This window comes from Sphingomonas corticis (assembly GCF_012035195.1).
Classification (GTDB): domain Bacteria; phylum Pseudomonadota; class Alphaproteobacteria; order Sphingomonadales; family Sphingomonadaceae; genus Sphingomonas; species Sphingomonas corticis.
In genome coordinates this window covers 203,002-220,603 of sequence record NZ_JAAVJH010000003.1, presented here as the reverse complement: position 1 = coordinate 220,603, position 17,602 = coordinate 203,002, and the positions used below count along the sequence as shown (strand labels likewise).

Below are 17,602 nucleotides of genomic sequence, written 5' to 3'. Positions count from 1 at the left end.
CTTGCCCCGGTTCAGTAACGCGCGCTCAGCTGCACGCCGTAGAAGCGTGGCTCCGCCGGAATGTACGTGGGAATGCCGAACCCGCCCCCGGTATTGCCCGCGTCCAGCAGATAGTCACGGTCGAAGGCATTGCGGATGAAGCCCGCCACCTCGTAGCGCCCGTCGCCGAAGCCGACGCCGGCGCGCGCGTTGACCAGCGTCACCGGGCCCTGCGCGATCGCCGGGTTGTTCGGCACCTCGAAGAAGATGCGGCTGCGATAGGTGATGCTGGGCGTCGCGAACAGGCGCATGCCCCTGCCCAGCGGCGCGTCGATCGTCAGGCCGCCCGCCGCCTGCCATTCCGGTTGCAGGCGGAAGCGCGCGCCGGCGAAGGCGGGCGCGAAATTGTTGCCCCGGTCGATGCCGCCGTCGATATAGCCGACGTTACCGAACACGGAGAGCCAGCGCGTCGGCCGCACGTTCAGCTCCGCCTCCACGCCCAGATTGCTCGCCGTGCCCGCGCTCTGCGTGCGCGCGACGCCGTCGGTGCCGACGACGCTCACCTGGAAGCCGTCGTACTTCTGATAATAGACGCCGAGCGAGCCGGACGCGATGCCGAGGCGCCCCTTCAGCCCCGCCTCGTAGTTCCACACCTTCTCCTCAGGCACCAGCTGCAGGTTCGGCACCGCGCGCCCGCCCGCCAGCGCGGCGTTCAACTGCACCACCGGCGAGCGGCGCCCCTTCGACACGGTGGCGAAAACGTTGACGTCGTCATTGAGGCGGTAGAGCGCGTTGAAGCGCGGCAGCACCGCGGCGAAGCTGCGCACCGCCTCGAACGTCTGCCCGCCGGTGTCGACCTGGCCCGGGATCAGCGAGGTCGCCGTCGGGTTCAGCAGTGGGCGCGGCACGCGCGCGAAGAAGCCCGACCGCCGCTGCTCGATCAGCAGCCGCGCGCCCGCGGTCAGCTCCAGCGCGGGCACGGGGATGTAGGTCGCATCGGCGAAGACCGAGTAGCTGTCGTTGCGCCCCTGGTTCTCGAACACCGAGCTGTACGGCACCTGCGACAGTCGCCCGCCCGTCAACAGCGCAGTGGCGCGCGCCGCCTGCACCGCCCCCGCGGCATCGATGCACGGCAGGCCGGGGATCACCCGCGCGGCGCATTGCAGGAAGGTGCCTTCCTCCGACGAGAAGGGCACGTTCTGCTTGCCGCGCTCGACGAACACGTTCCAGCCGAACGCGGCGCGCCATCGCGGATCGGCGTAGGAGAAGCGCCCCTCGTGGCTCGCCTGCCAGCCGGTCGCGAGCTCGCCGAACTCCAGATACCAGGCCGCGGAGCCGTCCGCGTCGAAGATCTCCAGGCTGTCGAACTCGCGATAGCCGTTGACGGTGGTGAAGGTGAGGCCGGGCGACAGGTCGTAGGCGACGGTCAGATTGGCGTCGTACACCTCGCGCTTGAGGCCCAGCTGCGGTGCGCCCAGCACCTGCGCGGACAGCGGCGACCCGCCCAGGTTGGCGCGGCCGAAGGGGTTGCCCGGCCCGTCCTCGGTCGGCAGCGCGCGGCTGACGAACGGCGTGCCGCCGTTGTCCTGCCGGTCGTACGTGCCGATCAGGTCCACCGTCAACGCATCGCTCGGCGTCCAGCGCAGCGAGGAGCGGATACCGAGCTGGTCCTGCGCGTACAGGTCGCGGCGCTGGCGCGGCGACAGGTTCTCGACGTAGCCGTCGCGCGTCTTCCACTCGAACGCCACGCGCCCGGCGATCGTGTCGTTGCCGCCGTTGACGAAGCCCGACAGCAGCGTCGACTCGAAGTTGCCGTAGCCACCCGTCAGCGCAGCGGAAAATCCGGACTTGGGCCGCGCGGAGGTGAGGCTGATCGCGCCGACCGCGCTGGCGGTGCCGAACAACGTCGCCTGCGGCCCCTTGATGACCTCCACCCGCTCCAGATCGTAGATCGCCTGGTACGATCCGCGCGACCGCGAGATGTCGACGCCGTTGTAGTAGAGCGTGACGCGCGGCCCCTGCTGTGCCGATCCGCTGTCGCTGGTGATGCCGCGAATGACGATCCCGGGGTTGTTGGCGCTCTGCTCCTGCACGTTGAGGCCGGGCACGTAGCTCGACAATTCGTCAAGGTCGCCGACGCCCAGCTCGGCGATGCGCGCGCCCGTCAGCGCGGAGATGGTGATCGGCACGTCGGATACGCGCTGCTCGATCTTCTGTGCGGTGACGACGAGGTCGTCATCGCCCGCCCGCGTCGGTTCCTGCACCGACGCCTGCGCCAGCGCGGGCTGTGCGGCGAGCGATGTGGACGCGAGCAGCAGGCACGCGAAAGAATGGCGCAACGTCATGATGTCCCCCGATGTTCTGTGATCGAGGGGGCTGTTGGTCGCCCGTCGTTACGCTCGTGCGACACTTCGATGGCGGTTCGGCGTCACCGGCAGAAAGTTCTCGTCAGCCGCGCGCCAGCGCCCGGTAGATGTCGCGATAGGCGCCGATGATCGTCGCGTGGTCATAGTCGCGCAGCACGCGCGCGCGCATCGCCTGTCCCATGCGGTCACGCAATCCCGGCTCTGACAGGACGCGCCGGATCGCCGCCGCGGTCGCGCCGGGATTCACCAGCGGCGTGACGATGCCCCCGTAGTCGCTGTCTGCGCCACCGCGGCCCTCGATCATCTCGCGGCAGCTGCCCACGTCGGGCGCCACCACCGGGATGCCGCACGCGCCCCCCTCCAGGATGACCAGCGGCTGCGCCTCGGACAGGCTGGTGAGGACGAGCAGGTCCACCCGCGGCAGCCACTCGTCGATTCGTACGCGCCCTTCGAACGAGAAGACGTCGCCGATGCCGAGCTGCGCGACCAGCGCGGCGCACTCGGCGGCGTAGCCCGCGTCCTCGTCCGCTGGGCCGAGCACCGCGAAGCGGACGTCGGGCCGTTCGGCGTGGACCAGGGCGGCGGCGCGCACGAACGTCTTCACGTCCTTGATCGGCACCACGCGGCCGAGCAGCGCGACCAGCGGCGCGGCCGGATCGCGCATATCGGCCAGGTCGTCGAATCGCGACGCGTCGATGCCGTTGGGGATCGCGCGCACCCGCTGCGGCGGTGCGCCCAGGCGTCGCTGCACCGCATTGTTGTCGCCGTAGAGCGCGACGATCGGGTCGCACGCCTCGTAGCAGGCGCCGGCGTAGCTGGTGAACGCGCGCACCCACAGGTCGCGCAGGTCGCGGACGCTGCGATCCAGTTCCAGCCCCGTATCCACCTGATCGCCGATCCAGTCCGCCATCATCACCTCGATCTGCCGCTCCAGCAGGTAGATGCCGTGCTCGGTGATGAACGCCGGGCGCCCCGTCTGCCGCGCGGCGCGCGCCGCCAGCAACCCGGCGAATCCGGTGGAGATGGTGTGATAGACCCGCGCGCGCGGCAGCGGCCCCGTCAGCACCGCGAGCAGACCGCCCAGCAGCACCCGCATCGCCCAGAAATAATGGTGGAAGGACGCGTTCGGCAGCATCGCGCGGTAGAAGCGCTGAAGCCGCGCGAACACCGCGGGATGCGCCATGATGTCGCCCGCGCGCGGCACCCCCTTCATCGCGCCGACGCGGTCGATCAGCGCATGGAGCGTCTCCACCCCGCCGCCGGCGAGGAAGCGGACCAGCGCGTCGGCGATCGACGCCGCGGCGGCATCGTCGATCCGGCGCGGCATCTGCGTGTCGGGCGCCAGCGCCAGTTCGGTGATGCCGACGACGTTGGGGGGCGGCGTCAGGCGGGCGGGCTGCGGATCGCCGTCGGCCTTGATCGCGACGATGGCGAAGGTCACGCCGGGCAGGTTCTCCATCAGGTCCTGCAACCAGGCGGAGACCCCGCCGACGACGAAGGGATAGGCGCCCTCGACGATCAGGCAGACGTCCGCCTCGACCTCTTGCGTCATGTCCGTTCCGCGCGCCACCAGCCGCGTATGCCGGCCAGTTCCTGCCCCAGGTCGGCCTCGACCAGTGCGTCCAGTCGCGCGTAATCTCCCGTGGCCCAGGCGGCCTCCGCACGACGGACCGCGGCCGGTCGGTCGGCGGGCAACAGCGCGAGAAGATCGACGCGCAGCTGCGTGCGCTGCGTGTCGGATAGCAGCACGTTGTCGCGCGCGTGATCGCCCAGCAGCGCGGCGAGCGCGTCGCGCGCGCCGTCTTCCCCGGCGGCGACGCGCGCCTCCAACCGCGCGCGCGCGACGGCCAGGTTCTGCACCACGCGCGCCGCCGCCGCCGCGGCCAGTGCGCGGATCGTCTGGTCGCGATCGCTCAGCGCCTGCGCGACCAGCGGCGACAGCGCGGGTTCGAACGAGCGCACCACCGCCTCCAGCGCGCTGCGCCGCGCGGCGATGTCGCCGTGGCGCAGCACCAGGGCGAGCGACCCCAGCGCCTCGGGCGCGACCGGGCGCACGCGACCATCGAGGAGCCGCCCGACCGTCCCCATCGCGGTCGGCGCGTTTCCGGCCCGCGGCGGCGCGATCCCCTCGCCCTTCTGCGCGCGCGACAGCAGCTGCGCCGCCAGCATCGCGACCGGCCCCAGCGGCACGGCGATGGCTGCCGCGACGCCTGGCCGCGGCGCGCGCAGCCACAGCAGCCCCGCGGCCAGCGTCAGCACCACGTGCGCCGCGATCGCCGCGCGCGGCCAGGGTCGCGCGAGCAGCAGCGCGGCATCGAGCGCCGCCGCCGCGGCGAGCACCCGCTTCACGCCACCAGCTCCACCCCGCCGCGCGCCACCCGCGGCGCCTCGCCCAGCAACGGGGCCAGCCAGTCGCCGATCTCCGCCAGCGCGGCCAGGCCGAACGTGTCCAGCGCGGCGAAGGGCAGGTCGTGCAGCACCAGCACGCCGATCATCTCGCCGCTGCCCGCCGCACGCAGCGGCACCGCGGCGACGCCGACGCCCTGCAACGGCACGCGGTCTGCCCGGCGCCCGACGTGGAGCAACCCCGCGCGCTTGCGGATGATGCCGACCAGCGGCTCGGCCAGCGCCTCCGCCCGCGCGCCCGCGGCGGCGCCGCGCAGCCAGGCCCGCGCGCCGCCGTCCGCCGCTGGGAGGTAGCAGGTAAAATCGCTCGTCCCCGCCGCCTCGGCGATCAGCGCGCAGATCGCGTCGCGCCGCGCCGCCGGGTCGCGCGCGCCCAGACCGCTGGCAAGCGCGACGATCCGGCCGCTCGCACCCGCTCCGGTCGCCAGCCGCACCTGCAACGCGCGGTTGGCGCGCAGCAGGTCGTCCACCTGTGCGCCCAGCCGGCGCAGGTCGCGCTGGCCCGCCTCCACACGCCGCCGCAGCCAGCCGGCGCGCCGCCCGCGCGCCAGCGTCACCTCGCCCACCACGCCCGCGCCGACGAACCACATCAGCGGCGGCAGCGACAGGTGGAGCAGCCGGTCGAGATAGTCCGCGTCGGTGACGGTCGCGCCCGCGCCGTGCAGCCAGTAAGCCCCCGCCAGCGCCGCCGCGACCACGCCGGCGCCGGTGCCATACGCCATGGCGAAGGCCAGCACCGGCAGCCACAGCGGGTTGGGCGCGACGCTCGCGAAGGCGCGCCCGCCGGTCACCCACTGGTCCGCCGCGAACAGCAGCGCGAACATCGCCGCCATCTCCGCCGCCACGCGCAGGATGCCCCGCCAGCGCCTCACCACCCCAGCCCCCGCGTCACCTGCGCCCGCCCGTAGACTTGCGTGCCGGAGAAGCCGGGGCGCGACACGGAGGTGACGCCGCCACCGCCATCGACGCGCCATCCGTCGCCCATGGCGGCGTTGAAGCCGATGCCCGCGGTCGGCCCGTTGCCGCCGAAGCGATCGACGGTGTAGCCCGCCTGCCCGCTCCACTGGACGCCGCCCAGCGCCGCACTGACCGTCCCCTGCACGCTATGGTTCTCCCGCGTGGCGAGCGGCACGATCGCGGTGCCCGCGGCGTCGCGTCGCAGCCGGCGGACATATTCCGCCTCCAGCCGGTATCCGACGCCGATGCTGGGCACGCCGCGGCGCAGCAGCCGGTCGATCCCGCCCGCCACCACCACGCTGTCCGCCGCCGCGCCCTCGCCCGCCAGGCCGTAGCGGTGCCAGCCCGCGTCGCCCTGCACGACCCAGTCGGGCGACAGGCGATAGCTGCCGCCCAGCAGCACGCGCGACAGGTGCCCGCCCCGCAGCGCCTGCGCCCCGGTGGAGAAATCGGGCATGTGAAAGACGACCAGCGCGCGCAACTGCGCCTCCGCCGATCCCGCGACCAGCCGCACCCCGCCCCCGGTGACGTCGTCGTCGATGGCGGAGGCGAGCAGCACCTGCGCGCGAGCCGCGCCCTCCAGCGCGATGCCGAGTGCGGCGTCGACGACGGTGGAGCCCGTGTCCTGCCGACCGCCTGCGCTGTCGATCCGCGTCGCGATGCGGCGCACCCCGGCACCGGCAGTCCAGCGCGCGTCGATCGCCACGTCCGCGCGCGCGCCCGCCTCCACCTGCGACAGGTCGCCGCCGTCGCGCGCGATCGCGCTCGCCGCCACCGTGCCGCGGCGCTGCGCCATCGTCCGGCGCGCCGCGGGATCGTCGGCGGCGAGCGCGCGATAGCCCTCGGCCGCGTGGACCGTATCGCCGTCCGCCGCGCGCGCGTCGCTGACCAGTCGCGCGACGCGCCGGTCGCCGGGATGCGCAGCGGCCAGCGCCGTCGCGCGACGCCGCGCGCGGCCGGGATAGCCGGCGGCGGCATCCGCCTCCACCATCGCCATCTCCGCGTCCAGTGCGCCGTCGTCGTCCGCCGCCGGGGCGGCATCGGCGGGTGGCGGAACGAAATCCACGGCCAGCGCGACGGCTTCGCGGCGCCAGCGCATCGTCCAGCCGGGCGCCGCGCGCAGCACCAGGCTGTCGTCGTTCCAGCGCAGATCCTCCAGCGCCTCGCCCGCGGCGACGCGGAACGCCTCCACCTCGTGCGGCGCGAGCGCGCGGTCGAAGCGCGCGATCACTTCGCCCTCCGCTTCCGCCACCGACAGCCGCGTCCCCGCGGGCCAGGCCAGCCGCGCGGCACCGCGGCTCAGGTCCGCGTCGGCGTAGATCGCGGGCGCGACCGCCAGCGTCGGGACGGCCTGCGCCATCAGGAACGCCAGCGCGATCACGGCGCCAGCACCGCGCGCGCCTGCCCCGGCCGCCCCGCCGCCAGCAGGATCCGCGCGTGCATCGCCGCCAGCGCCCGGTCGCGCGGCGCGTCGGCACGCAGGCCCGCCAAAATGAGGAGCGCCTCGTCGCGGCGGCCCAGGCGGTCGAGCAATTCCGCCCGCTCGCGAGACGGCTCGGGCGTGGCGGCGAGCGCGCGATTGAGCCACGGCCGCGCCGCTTTCGCGCCCCCGCGCCTCGCCTGCACGTCGGCCATCAGCCGCAGCGCGCCGGCATCTTCGGGCGCGATGCGCAGCAGCGCGGTGAGCCAGCGCTCCCCCGCCCCCGCATCGCCGCGGTTCCACGCCGACCAGGCGAGATCCCTCGCCTCGTCCGGCGCGGCGACGCCCGCCGTGATGCGGCGCGCGGTCAGCGCCTCCGCCAGAGCGGGAGGAAGACCACGCGGCTGGTCGGCACCGGCGCGGCGCAGCGTCTCCGCGTCGAGCGGCCGTCCGTCCAGCAGCGTCGCCAGCGCCGTCCGTCCCGCCGCCGCATCGCCCGTCGCGCGCGCCAATCGCAGCCGCATCAGCAGCACCGGCGTGGTCGCCGCCAGCGGATGCGTGGCGAGGAACGCGAGCGCCGCCGCGGGTCGATCGCGCTCGGCATAGGCGGCGAGCCAGCCGGCGTCGGTCGCCGCCCGCCGCCTCAGCCAGGCGAGGTCCTCCGCCTCCGGTCGCGGGCCCATCAGGAACAGCAGCCGCCGCGCGACGCGCTCGTCCGCCCCGCCGGTGGCGGCCGCGCGCAGCACTGCCCTCGCGTCTTCGCGCCATCCCGCCGCCAGCAATCGCTCCGCCAGTGCCGCGCGGTCCGCGCCCGGTCGCGCCGCCTGCGCGAGCCACAGCGCGCGCAGCGCCGCTTGGTCGCCCGCGCGGGTCAGCACCGCCTCGCGCGCGGCGTCGCGCTGGCCGGGAGGAAACAGCGCGGCGGCGCGCATCGCGGCGGCGCGGTCGTTCGCGTGCATCGCCACGCGCATCGCCAGCCAGGGATCCCGCGCGGGCCAGTCGGAGGGCACGGCAGCGTCCAGCTGCGCGATCAGGTCGTGGCGCCGCGCCGCATCCAGCCGGCGGACGAGATCGACGCCGGGCGCCGCCTCCATCGGCGGGACGACGCCGGCGATCATCGCCGCGGCGACCAAGTCCGGCCGCTGCGCCTGATAGGCCGCCTCGATCAGGTCCTGTGTCGGCGCGGTGCCGGGCCGGCGTGCCGCCGTCTCCAGCAGCGCCGTCACCGCGGCGGGTCTGTCGGCGGACCGCGCCAGCTCGACCCGCAGCCGCCACGTCGCCGCCGTGGCACCGTCGGGCCGCAGTGCAAGATAGTCGAGCGCGACCATCGCGCGCCCCGCCGCCTTCAGGTCCCACGCCACCTGCTGCGTCGACACCGGCACGCCCGCCGCCGCCAGCCGCGCGGTCTCGCGCGCCAGCGCCGCGGCATCCGCGCTCGCCACCAGCGTCGCCAGCGCGGCGTGGCGGGACCGGAGGGAGGAGCCGCGGGCGGCACCGCCCGCACCACCGGCGCCGGCGCGGCGCGTGCGGCGGCGGTCGCCACCTCGCCGCGCCCCGGCAGCAGCCACCAGCTCACCGCCAGCAGCGCGCAGCCCGCGGCGACCGGCAGCGCGGCGGTGCGAAGCCGCGTCACGCGCGCGGCTCCGGCAACAGGTGGTCCAGCGCCAGCGTTGCGACATAGGGGCGGAACCCCGCCGCCCGCTCGCGGGCGTAGAGCGCCGCCACGGCGCGCGGGTCGGCCGGGTCCCAGTAATCCAGCGTCATCGCCTGCAACGCGGGGTTGCGCGCCTGCGCGGCGCGTAGCCGGGTCGCCTGCCACGCCCAGTCGTCGTCGCTCAGCCGTTCGTAGCGGCGCGCGGCGAAGCTCCACCGCGTCGCCATCGCCTCCGCCAGCACGAGGTCGACGTGCGCCGCCGCCTGCGGCAAGGCGGCGTAGCCGCGGTTCAGCATGATCCGCATCCGCGGGAAGCGCGCGCGCACCGCCGCGATCAGCGCGGCACCGGCCGCCACCATGCCGGCCATCGCGCCCGGTTCGCGCGCCTCCAGCGCCTCGGCATTGTCGAGCGTGTCGACGAAGATGCCGTCATACCCCTGGGCGAGGATCGCCGGGATCACCGTGTCGATCAGCGTCGCGCGCCACAGCGGATGGCGCAGGTCGGCCAGCCGCGCGTCGGGCCAGTTCGGGTTCGGCGCCAGCAGCGCGCCGGCGCGCTCGAGCGCGGCCACGTAGGGCCGCTGCCGCTCCACCTCGCCGAAGCTGACGTAGCCGAGCAGCGTCGCCCCGGCCCCGCGCAGCGGCGCGATCGGCCGGGCGTGATCGGGCTCCAGCACCAGCAGGCGGTAGCGGCGTGCGGTCGCCGGATCGGTCGCCGCGCCATAGTCGATGCCCCAGTCCAAGGGACCGGCATCGGCAGCTCCGCCCAACCCCAGCGCCGCCGCGCCCAGTCCCAGCGCCATCGCCCCGCGGCGGCTCCAGATCCCGCTCACAGCACGCGTCCGCCGGGGCCGACCACGGCCGGGTTGTTGCCGACGAACAGCAGGTAGACGAGGTTCGCCGTCGCCTCCCCGGCCAGCGCGACGCCCACCGCCGCGCCGACGATCGCGCCCGACATATACCCCCAGCCGTCTGCGGCGAAGCCGGCGTCGAACTGCCCCAGCGTCGCCGCCGCGCTGGCGAGGGCGAAGGCGGCCCAGGTCAGCAGGATGCGGCCGAACAGGTCGTAATAGGCGAGCACCACCGTCGCGGCGATCGCCAGCAGGTGGAACACGGCTCCCGCCGCGGTCTGTCGAAAGGCGAAGATGGCGCGCACGTCCGCGCCGATCAGGTCGAGCAGCGGCACCGCCAGCACCCAGGCGAGCGCCGCGACGATCGCCTGGACGAGCACCAGCAGCCGCAGCGCGGCCAGCATCGTCGAAACGAGCTCGCGATGCGCCTCCTCGATCCGATCGAGCGATGACGTCCCGGTGCAGCGCGCCATCAGGTTGCCGAACGCTACGTCGAACCGCGTCTCGCCCACGATCAGCACCAGCGTCAGCCCCGGCACCATCGTCAGCAGGCCCAGGAAGCTGCCGAGGTCGTTGATCGGGTTCAGCCGCAGCGCACCCAGCACCGCCGCGCTGCCCGGCGCGTGCCACAGCAGCCACTTGTCGATCCAGATCGCCGCCACGCCCGCCACGCCCGACAGCGCCACCAGCCACGCGAGCCGCGGCGGCAGCACGTCGCGCGCGGGCAGCACCGCGGGGTGCGGGAAGTGCCGCCGCAGCAGCACCGCGATGGCAGCCAGCGTCGTCCCGCATCCCGCCGCCACGACGACCAGCGCGGTCACGGCGTCACGCGGAGCGGCGAGCAGCAGGACGGCCGCCGCCAGCCCCGCCCCCACGAGATAGGCCGCGGGCACCGCGCGATAGCGTCGCAGCGCGGTCAGCAGCGGCGCGGCGATCCACACCTGCGCCAGCCAGGCGAGCGTCACCGCCCCCGCGACCGCCGGCGCGGGCGGCAGCGCGGCCGGCCCGGCGAACAGCAGCGCGCCCAGCGACAGCCCGGCCGCCCCGCCGGCCGCGAGCGCCGCGACGATGATGCCGGGAATGCGCTCCATCTCTCCGGCGAACAGCCGGTCGGCGACCAGCCGGGTCGCGACGACACCGATCGGCGCGGCCACCAGCGCGGACAGGCTGAAGGCGTAGACCAGCACCGTCTGCACCATCCGCGCGCCGTCCGCGGCGAGATGCGCCGCGGTCCACGCGTCGAAGGCCGTCATCGCCGCGGCGGTCACGAGCCACGGCCCCGCGCTGATGGCAGCCCCATGCAGCGCGGCGCCGGCGATCCCGCCGACGCCACCGTCCCGCGCCATGCGCGCCAGCTGGAATCCTACGCCCGCCATCCTTCCATCGTCCGTAGCCGGCGGCCGGTTAAAGAATGAAGTCGCTGGCGGAGAGGATGTGGCGGCCGATCAGCGCGATGGCGAATTCCGCCGACCGGTCGCCGTCGGTATTCCCCTCGACGATCGTGTAATCGACGCCCCCGACCGTCTGGTAGCTGTAGCGCAGCTGCCCCGCGGCGGTGAACGCCGCGCCCGGCTGCTGCAACAGCGCGAACGCCTGGTCGCCACGCGCGAAGACGGATCCGTTGGCATCGATCGCGGACACGTCGATCCGGTCCTCGCCGGGTCGGAAATCGGTGATGACGTCGCGCAGCGAGGACAGCGTACCGGTGTCCAGCCAGCTCTCGAAGCGGAAGGTGTCGCGTCCCGCGCCGCCCGTCATCCGGTCGGTTCCCCAGCCGCCGACGATCAGGTCGTCGCCGTCGCCGCCGTCGATCGTGTCGTTGCCCCAGCCGCCGAACAGCCGATCGTTGCCGCCCAGCCCCTGGATCGTATCGTTGCCCCAGCTGCCGTCCAGCGTGTCCTGCTCGCCGGTGCCGGCCATCCTGTCGCCGAACAGCGATCCGGTGCGGGTGATGCCGACCACGTCGGTGACGGTGACGTAGACCAGCTGGCTGTCGCTCGCGCCCTTCGCGTCGGTGGCGACGACGGTGACGTCGTAGATGCTGTCTCGGTTGATCGCGTCGAGCGGCTTCTCGAAATCGGGCGCGTCGAGGAAGCGCAGCGCACCGGTCTTCGCGTCGATCGCGAACAGCGCGCCGTCGCCACCCGCGGCGATCGACCAGCTGACGCTGTCGCCCCAGGCGATGTTGGCGTCGGTGGCCGCCATCGTGCCGACCGCGGCATTGTTCTCCGCGATCGACACGTTGCCGGTGTTGCCCCCGCCCAGCGACGTGATGACGGGGCCGACATTGGCCTGATGCCCGACGCTCACTGCGTGCGTCCCCGCCGCGCCGACGTCCAGCGTCAGGACCTCGCCGACGATGCTCACCTTCGACGCGCCGGACCAGGTGACCCAGTCGGTGCCGGGTGCCTTCACGTCCACCACCACCCTGCCCTCGCCGGCCAGCGTGAAGGAAAGATCGCGCCCGTCGCCGCTCAGCGACACCAGCGACGCGCGCATCGGCAGCTCGGTGATCCGCGTCACGTCGTCGGCGACCGCCCCCATGGTGACGACGAAGGTTCCGCCCGCCTGTGGCAGGAAGACCTTGTCCTTGTCATAGGCGTACCAGCCGGCGACGCTCTGAATGACCTTGCCGCCCTGCCCGTCGACGTCGAGCGCGAAGGTGCCGGGATTGGCGGAAACCGTGGCGGTGATCGTGTCGCCGGCCACGCTGGAGGCGATCGTGGTCGCGTCGAACGCCGTGATCCGGGCTGCGAGGTCCGCCAGCGTCACGAACTCCATGCCCGCGTCGGCCGCGCGCGCGATCCAGTTCGTGAACATCTGCTTCACGTAGGGTGAGGCGCCGTCGCTGCTCCAGGCGGTAGGGCCGTAATCGTGCCACGGCCACACCACCACGGGTGCGTCCGCGTTGGCGGTCAGCTGCGCGAACTCCGTTGCCCAGGCCGCCTCGGCGTCGGCCACGGTCTTCTTCTGGAACTCCATCAGCGTGAAGTCGAACGCGGTGTTCGGCGCAAGGTAGACCTTGCCGTCCGCGGCGTTGCCGGGCGTCATGAAGCCGAAGGCGTTGGGGTAGCCCGCGCCGACGCCCGAATAGCCGCCGCTGAGATAATCGACGTGCTTCAGTATCTCCTGGCTGGTCGCGATCTGCTCCGGCGCGCCGGGCACCGCGGTGCCGCCGACGCCGGTCGCCTTGCCGAGATAGGCGGACAGCTTCTGCTCCAGCACGCGGCGCGCCTCGCCGAATTCGAACGCGATCTGCGCCGACGTCAGCAGGTTCGTGTTCTCCGGATGGGTGTAGCTGTGCGAGCCGAGCTCGTTGCCCATGTCGATCAGCGACTTGTAGACCGGCAGCGACACCGCCCAGTCGGTCTCCTGCCCGCCTGCCGCATCGTTGCCGACGTTGACGTAGTAGCTGCCGACGAAGTTGTACGCCGCCTTCCACTCGGCCAGCGTGGGCAGCAGCTTGTCGTAGATGCCGGGTGCGGTGCCGTCCGGATTGACCTCGATCCTCTCCTGGCTCTGGTCCATGTCCACGCGCGCGGCGACCAGGCCCGCGTCGCGCGTCATCTGCAGGCCGACGGACAGGCCGCTGCCGTTGACGCTGTAGTCGATCGCCTTCTGCAGCAGGTTGGCGTCCGCCATCACCGCCTCGGACGAGAACAGGACGTTGCGCCCCCCGGTCTTCGTCGCGATGGCGGCAGCGTAATCCTGCCCGCCCACGGTCTCCGTCGCGATCGTGGTGCCGGTGCCGCTGACGCTGGCGAAGGCATTCCAGCCCACGCCGGTGTAGCTGCGGATCGTCTGCCCCTGGGCATAGCCGTCCAGCACCAGCCCGGCCGCGTCGGTCGCCTTCAGCGTCACGTCGCCGGTGCCGCCCGTCACCCGCGTCGCGTCGAACAGCAGCTTCATCCGCGCGTAGCTGTCGCCCGCCAGCGCATTGCCCGCGGCGTCGTTCGTCATGAACTCGCCCCCCGCGACCAGCCCGATGCCGAACTGCTTTGTCGCCTGCTCCAGCGTCTGCGCGATCGTGTTGGCCTGCGCCGCCTCCACGTTGCGGAACGAGGGGAAGACGATGCTGTCGTACTTTGCCAGCGTGGCCAGGCTGGTCAGGTCCGCCTCGGTCAGGATGTCGAAGGGCACGCCGGCCTGGATCGCCTGGCTCTGCGCCGCCATGAACAGCTGCGAATAGGCGGTCTCGCTGAAATAGTTCTTCGCCGTCGATTCCGAGTAGACGATCGCGATCCGCGTCGCCGGATCCGCCTGCACGCCGGTGTCGTTGAAGACGGTGAAGCCCGGATCGGAGTAGCTGCCCGGCAGGAAGACGTTGTCGTTGACGTCGTACAGCGTGTCGACCGCATTGGGATTGCCGATCGCCGCCTTGGGCACCGCGAACTCGAGGATCGTGCGATCCGCGGACCAGCTCGCGGCCAGCCCCTCCACCACCGGCGTCTGCCCCGCCGCGCCGGCGAACAGCGACACCCGTCCGTCAGCGCCGACGTTGACGTTGAATTCCGCCCCACCCGCGAAGCCGAAGATCTGGTGGCCCGTCGCGGTGTTGCGGTCGGTGTTCAGCCACGCCGTCGTGTTCGCGCCGATCGCCTGAGGGGCCGTCAGCGCGAAGATGATGTCGCTGCCCTGGCTCCTCGCATAGATCGCGTAGCCCGCATTGGCGCCGCGATCGATGCGGTCGGCCAGCGTCCAGTCGTTCAGCTGGCCGTCGATGGTCACCATGGTCGTCCCCCCGGACAGATAGAATGCCGGCGGACGGGATCGAATCGACCAAGCCTCACGCCGTTACGGCGCAATAACGGCCATGCTCGCGCATTCGAAAGCCTTAAAGAAGCGCAAATGAAGCCGGTCCCGATACGGGACGTTTACTTCGTTCGTTCGCCCACTTCGTCAAGCATCGCCTCCGCCGCGGCATCCCTTACCGCCGCCAGCAGCGCGGCGCGCGCATAGGGCTTGGCGAGCAGCAGTCCGCGATCGGGCACGGCGTGCTGCGCCGCCAGCGGGTCGCCGGTGGCGAGCAGGACGCCGATCGCGGGGCGCAGGTCGCGCGCCCGCCGCGCGAGTTCCCCGCCCGAGGAACCGGGGAGGTGCAGGTCGGTGACGAGCACGTCGACCGGCGCGGTCTGCAACGCGGCCATCGCCTCCTCCGCGCTGCCCGCCTCCACCACCAGATGCCCCGCCTCGGTCAGCGCCTCCGCGCTGCCGGCGCGGATCGCCGGCTCGTCCTCCACCAGCAACACCGTCAGCCGCGGCGTGCCGGCGGGCTGACCGGGCGCGGCCAGCGACAGCACGTGGCGGATCTTCCGCGCCATCGCCTCGCGCGTGTACGGCTTCGACAGCAGCTCGACGCCGGTGTCCAGCTTGCCGCCATGGACGATGGAATTCTCCGTGTAGCCGGACGTGAACAGCACGGCGATTCCCGGCAGCCGCTGCCGCGCGATGCGCGCCAGTTCGGGGCTGCGCAGCGGGCCGGGCATGACGACGTCGGTGAAGAGGAGATCGATCCTCACCCCGCTCTCGATCACCGCCAGTCCGCTGGCCGCGTCCACCGCCTTCAGCACGCGATAGCCGAGGTCGGCCAGCAATTCGACGACGGTGGCGCGCACCTCGTCGTCGTCCTCCACGACCAGCACGGTTTCGCTTCCGCCCACCACCGGGCCGGCAGCGGGGGCGAGTTCCAGGTCCTCCGCCTCCAGTGCGCGGGGCAGGTACAGCCGGATCGTGGTGCCGAACCCCGGCTCGGAATAGATCGCGACATGTCCGCCGGACTGGCGCACGAAGCCGTAGACCATCGACAGGCCCAGGCCCGACCCCTTGCCCTCGCCCTTGGTCGTGAAGAACGGCTCGAAGGCGTGCGCGATCACTTCCGGCGCCATGCCGCTGCCGGTGTCGGTCACCGCGAGCATCACATACTGGCCGGGCCGCACCTCTTCCGGGTGGCGGCGGCAATAGTCGTCGTCGAGCGCCGCATTGCCCAGTTCGATCGTCAGCTTGCCGCCGCCCTTCGCCTCCATCGCGTCGCGCGCGTTGATCGCCAGGTTCAGCAGCGCGTTCTCGACCTGGCCGGGATCGATGAAGGTGTTCCACAGCCCGCCGGCGACCACCGTCTCGATCTCGATCGCCTCGCCCAGCGCGCGGCGCAGCATGTCGTCCATGTTGCGCACGAAACGGCTGATGTTGACGACCTTCGGCTCCAGCGCCTGGCGCCGGCCGAAAGCGAGCAGCTGCGCCGCCAGCCGTGCGCCGCGCGTAACGCCCGCCATCGCGTTGACGACGCGCTGCTCGGCGCGCGCGTTGCCGGCCACGTCCTTCGCCAGCAATTGCAGGTTGCCCGACACGACCTGGAGCAGGTTGTTGAAATCGTGCGCGACGCCGCCGGTCAGCTTGCCGACCGCCTCCATCTTCTGCGCGCGCGCCAGCTTCACCTCCGCCTCGCGCCGGTCGGCGATCTCGGCGATCACGCGCGTTTCCAGCGTCTCGTTCAGCTCGCGCAGCTGCACCTCGGCGCGCTCGCGATGGCGCACCTCGCGCTCCAGCTCCTCGGCATGGTCGCGCAGCGCCTGCTCCGCCGCGCGCTGGTGCGAGATGTCGGTGTGCACGCCCACCCACTCGGTCAGCACGCCCTTGTCGTCGACGATCGGCAGTGCGCGGATCGCGAAGGTGCGCCAGCCACCGCAGTGGCGCCGCACGCGGTGCTCGTGCTGGAACATGGTGCGCGCCGCCACCGCGCGTTCCCACGCGGCGATCGTGCCCGACACGTCGTCGGGGTGCACCGCCGCGGCCCAGCCATGGTCCTGATACTCGTCGAATGACTGGCCGGTCAGCGCCGCCCAGCCGGGCTGCTCGCCCAGCATCCGGCCATCGGCGGAATTGGTCCACAGGACGCCGTGGATCGCGTCCATCGCGGCGCGGAAGCGGCTGTTGCTGGCGGCCAACGCCTCCTCGCGCCGGGCGCGATCCTCCAGGTCGATCACCAGCACCTGGAAGCCGGTGATCCGCCCCCCGCCGTCGCGGCGCGGCAGGTAGCGGACGTTGGCGCGCCGCTCCTCGCCCGCGCCGTTCAGGATGACCGCATCGTGATCGATCGTCTCGCCCGCCAGCGCGCGGTCCATCAGGTCGCGGCGGTGGCGCCAGTTCTCCTCGCCGATCACGTCGCGCGCGTGGCGGCCCACCACCTGGTCGGGCGCCAGGCCGAACCATTCGACGTAGTGGCGGTTGGCGAAGCGGAACACGTGGTCGCGGTCGATGAAGGACACCAGCACCGGCATGGCGTCGGTGACGGCGCGCAGTTCCGCCTCGCTCGCCGACAGCGCACGTTCCGCCATGGCGCGCGCGGTGTTGTCGACGCAGGTGCACAGCACGCCGCCGACACTGCCGTCGGCCTGGAACACCGGCGTGTAGAACAGGTCGAAGACGATCTCCGCCGCCGCGCCGCCGCGGTTCAGCGTCAGCACCTGGTCGCGATAGGACAGCGTCTCGCCGCGGAACCCCGCCTCCAGCACGGCTCGGTTCCATTGCCAGATCTCCGGCCAGATCCCCGGCACCGTTCCGCCCATGGCGCGCGGATGGTTGGTTCCCGCCACCTCGCGATAGGCGTCGTTGTAGATCATGATGTGGTCCGCGCCCCACATCAGCACTTTCGCCACGGGCGAGTTCACCACGTTCGACACGGTCGCGCGCAGCTCCGCCGACCAGTGCGCGATCGGACCGAGCGCGGTTCGAGACCAGTCCGTGTCGCGCACTATTGCGCCGCACTCGCCGCCTCCCCTCGGCCAGTCGGCCGCGACGCCGGCATCCCGGTCCTGACGGCGCAGCAGCCGCAGTCCGGCGCGCACCACCTCGCTGGCGTTGCCATATTCGCCCGTGGCCAGCCGCTCGATGATATAGGCGTCCAGCTCGGCCGGCAGGGAGATGTTGCGCGACGATCGTTGGGCCATCACGCGGTCGTGCGGATCGTAAA

Annotated in this window: 10 protein-coding genes; all 10 read right to left on the bottom strand. The window is 72.8% G+C overall.

Annotated elements, in window-relative coordinates:
* Positions 1-11: 11 nt before the first annotated feature.
* The 10 genes from HBH26_RS06080 to HBH26_RS06035 all read right to left on the bottom strand — a co-directional run bounded on the left by HBH26_RS06080 (position 12) and on the right by HBH26_RS06035 (position 17,579).
* Complete coding sequence (locus tag HBH26_RS06080; RefSeq protein WP_168133709.1) at positions 12-2,324, bottom strand: TonB-dependent receptor; 2,313 nt, start codon at positions 2,322-2,324, stop codon at positions 12-14.
* Positions 2,325-2,427: 103 nt separating this feature from the next.
* Positions 2,428-3,897: a GT4 family glycosyltransferase PelF gene (pelF, locus tag HBH26_RS06075; protein ID WP_168133708.1), complete on the bottom strand. Its 1,470-nt coding sequence runs from the start codon at positions 3,895-3,897 to the stop codon at positions 2,428-2,430.
* Positions 3,894-4,694, bottom strand: a complete 801-nt coding sequence (locus HBH26_RS06070) for a hypothetical protein (RefSeq protein ID WP_168133707.1) — start codon at positions 4,692-4,694, stop codon at positions 3,894-3,896. The genes pelF and HBH26_RS06070 overlap by 4 nt, the downstream gene beginning before the upstream one ends.
* Positions 4,691-5,623 (bottom strand): hypothetical protein, encoded by a 933-nt coding sequence (locus tag HBH26_RS06065; RefSeq protein WP_168133706.1) that lies wholly within the window; start codon positions 5,621-5,623, stop codon positions 4,691-4,693. Before HBH26_RS06065 ends, HBH26_RS06070 begins: the two co-directional genes overlap by 4 nt.
* Positions 5,620-7,089 carry a hypothetical protein gene (locus HBH26_RS06060; RefSeq protein WP_168133705.1) on the bottom strand — a complete coding sequence of 490 codons (1,470 nt, stop codon included), beginning with the start codon at positions 7,087-7,089 and terminating at the stop codon, positions 5,620-5,622. The genes HBH26_RS06065 and HBH26_RS06060 overlap by 4 nt, the downstream gene beginning before the upstream one ends.
* A complete protein-coding gene (locus tag HBH26_RS06055; RefSeq protein ID WP_168133704.1) occupies positions 7,086-8,696 on the bottom strand; it encodes a tetratricopeptide repeat protein in 1,611 nt (536 codons plus the stop codon). Before HBH26_RS06055 ends, HBH26_RS06060 begins: the two co-directional genes overlap by 4 nt.
* Positions 8,697-8,757: 61 nt before the next feature.
* On the bottom strand, positions 8,758-9,615 hold the full coding sequence (locus HBH26_RS06050) for a glycoside hydrolase family 191 protein (RefSeq protein ID WP_338057266.1): 858 nt from the start codon (positions 9,613-9,615) through the stop codon (positions 8,758-8,760).
* Entirely contained in the window at positions 9,612-11,009 is a 1,398-nt protein-coding gene (gene pelG, locus HBH26_RS06045; RefSeq protein ID WP_168133703.1) for an exopolysaccharide Pel transporter PelG, read from the bottom strand. Before pelG ends, HBH26_RS06050 begins: the two co-directional genes overlap by 4 nt.
* 28 nt (positions 11,010-11,037) lie before the next feature.
* Complete coding sequence (locus HBH26_RS06040) at positions 11,038-14,364, bottom strand: M10 family metallopeptidase C-terminal domain-containing protein (RefSeq protein ID WP_239024601.1); 3,327 nt, start codon at positions 14,362-14,364, stop codon at positions 11,038-11,040.
* A gap of 143 nt (positions 14,365-14,507) precedes the next feature.
* Complete coding sequence (locus HBH26_RS06035; RefSeq protein ID WP_168133702.1) at positions 14,508-17,579, bottom strand: PAS domain S-box protein; 3,072 nt, start codon at positions 17,577-17,579, stop codon at positions 14,508-14,510.
* Positions 17,580-17,602: the final 23 nt, after the last annotated feature.

Bases quoted from the DNA above. Each gene is read 5' to 3' on its own strand.
- HBH26_RS06080 (WP_168133709.1), bottom strand. From the start codon at position 2,324: ATGACGTTGCGCCATTCTTTCGCGTGCCTGCTGCTCGCGTCCACATCG.
- pelF (WP_168133708.1), bottom strand. From the start codon at position 3,897: ATGACGCAAGAGGTCGAGGCGGACGTCTGCCTGATCGTCGAGGGCGCC.
- pelG (WP_168133703.1), bottom strand. From the start codon at position 11,009: ATGGCGGGCGTAGGATTCCAGCTGGCGCGCATGGCGCGGGACGGTGGC.
- HBH26_RS06040 (WP_239024601.1), bottom strand. From the start codon at position 14,364: ATGGTGACCATCGACGGCCAGCTGAACGACTGGACGCTGGCCGACCGC.
- HBH26_RS06035 (WP_168133702.1), bottom strand. From the start codon at position 17,579: ATGGCCCAACGATCGTCGCGCAACATCTCCCTGCCGGCCGAGCTGGAC.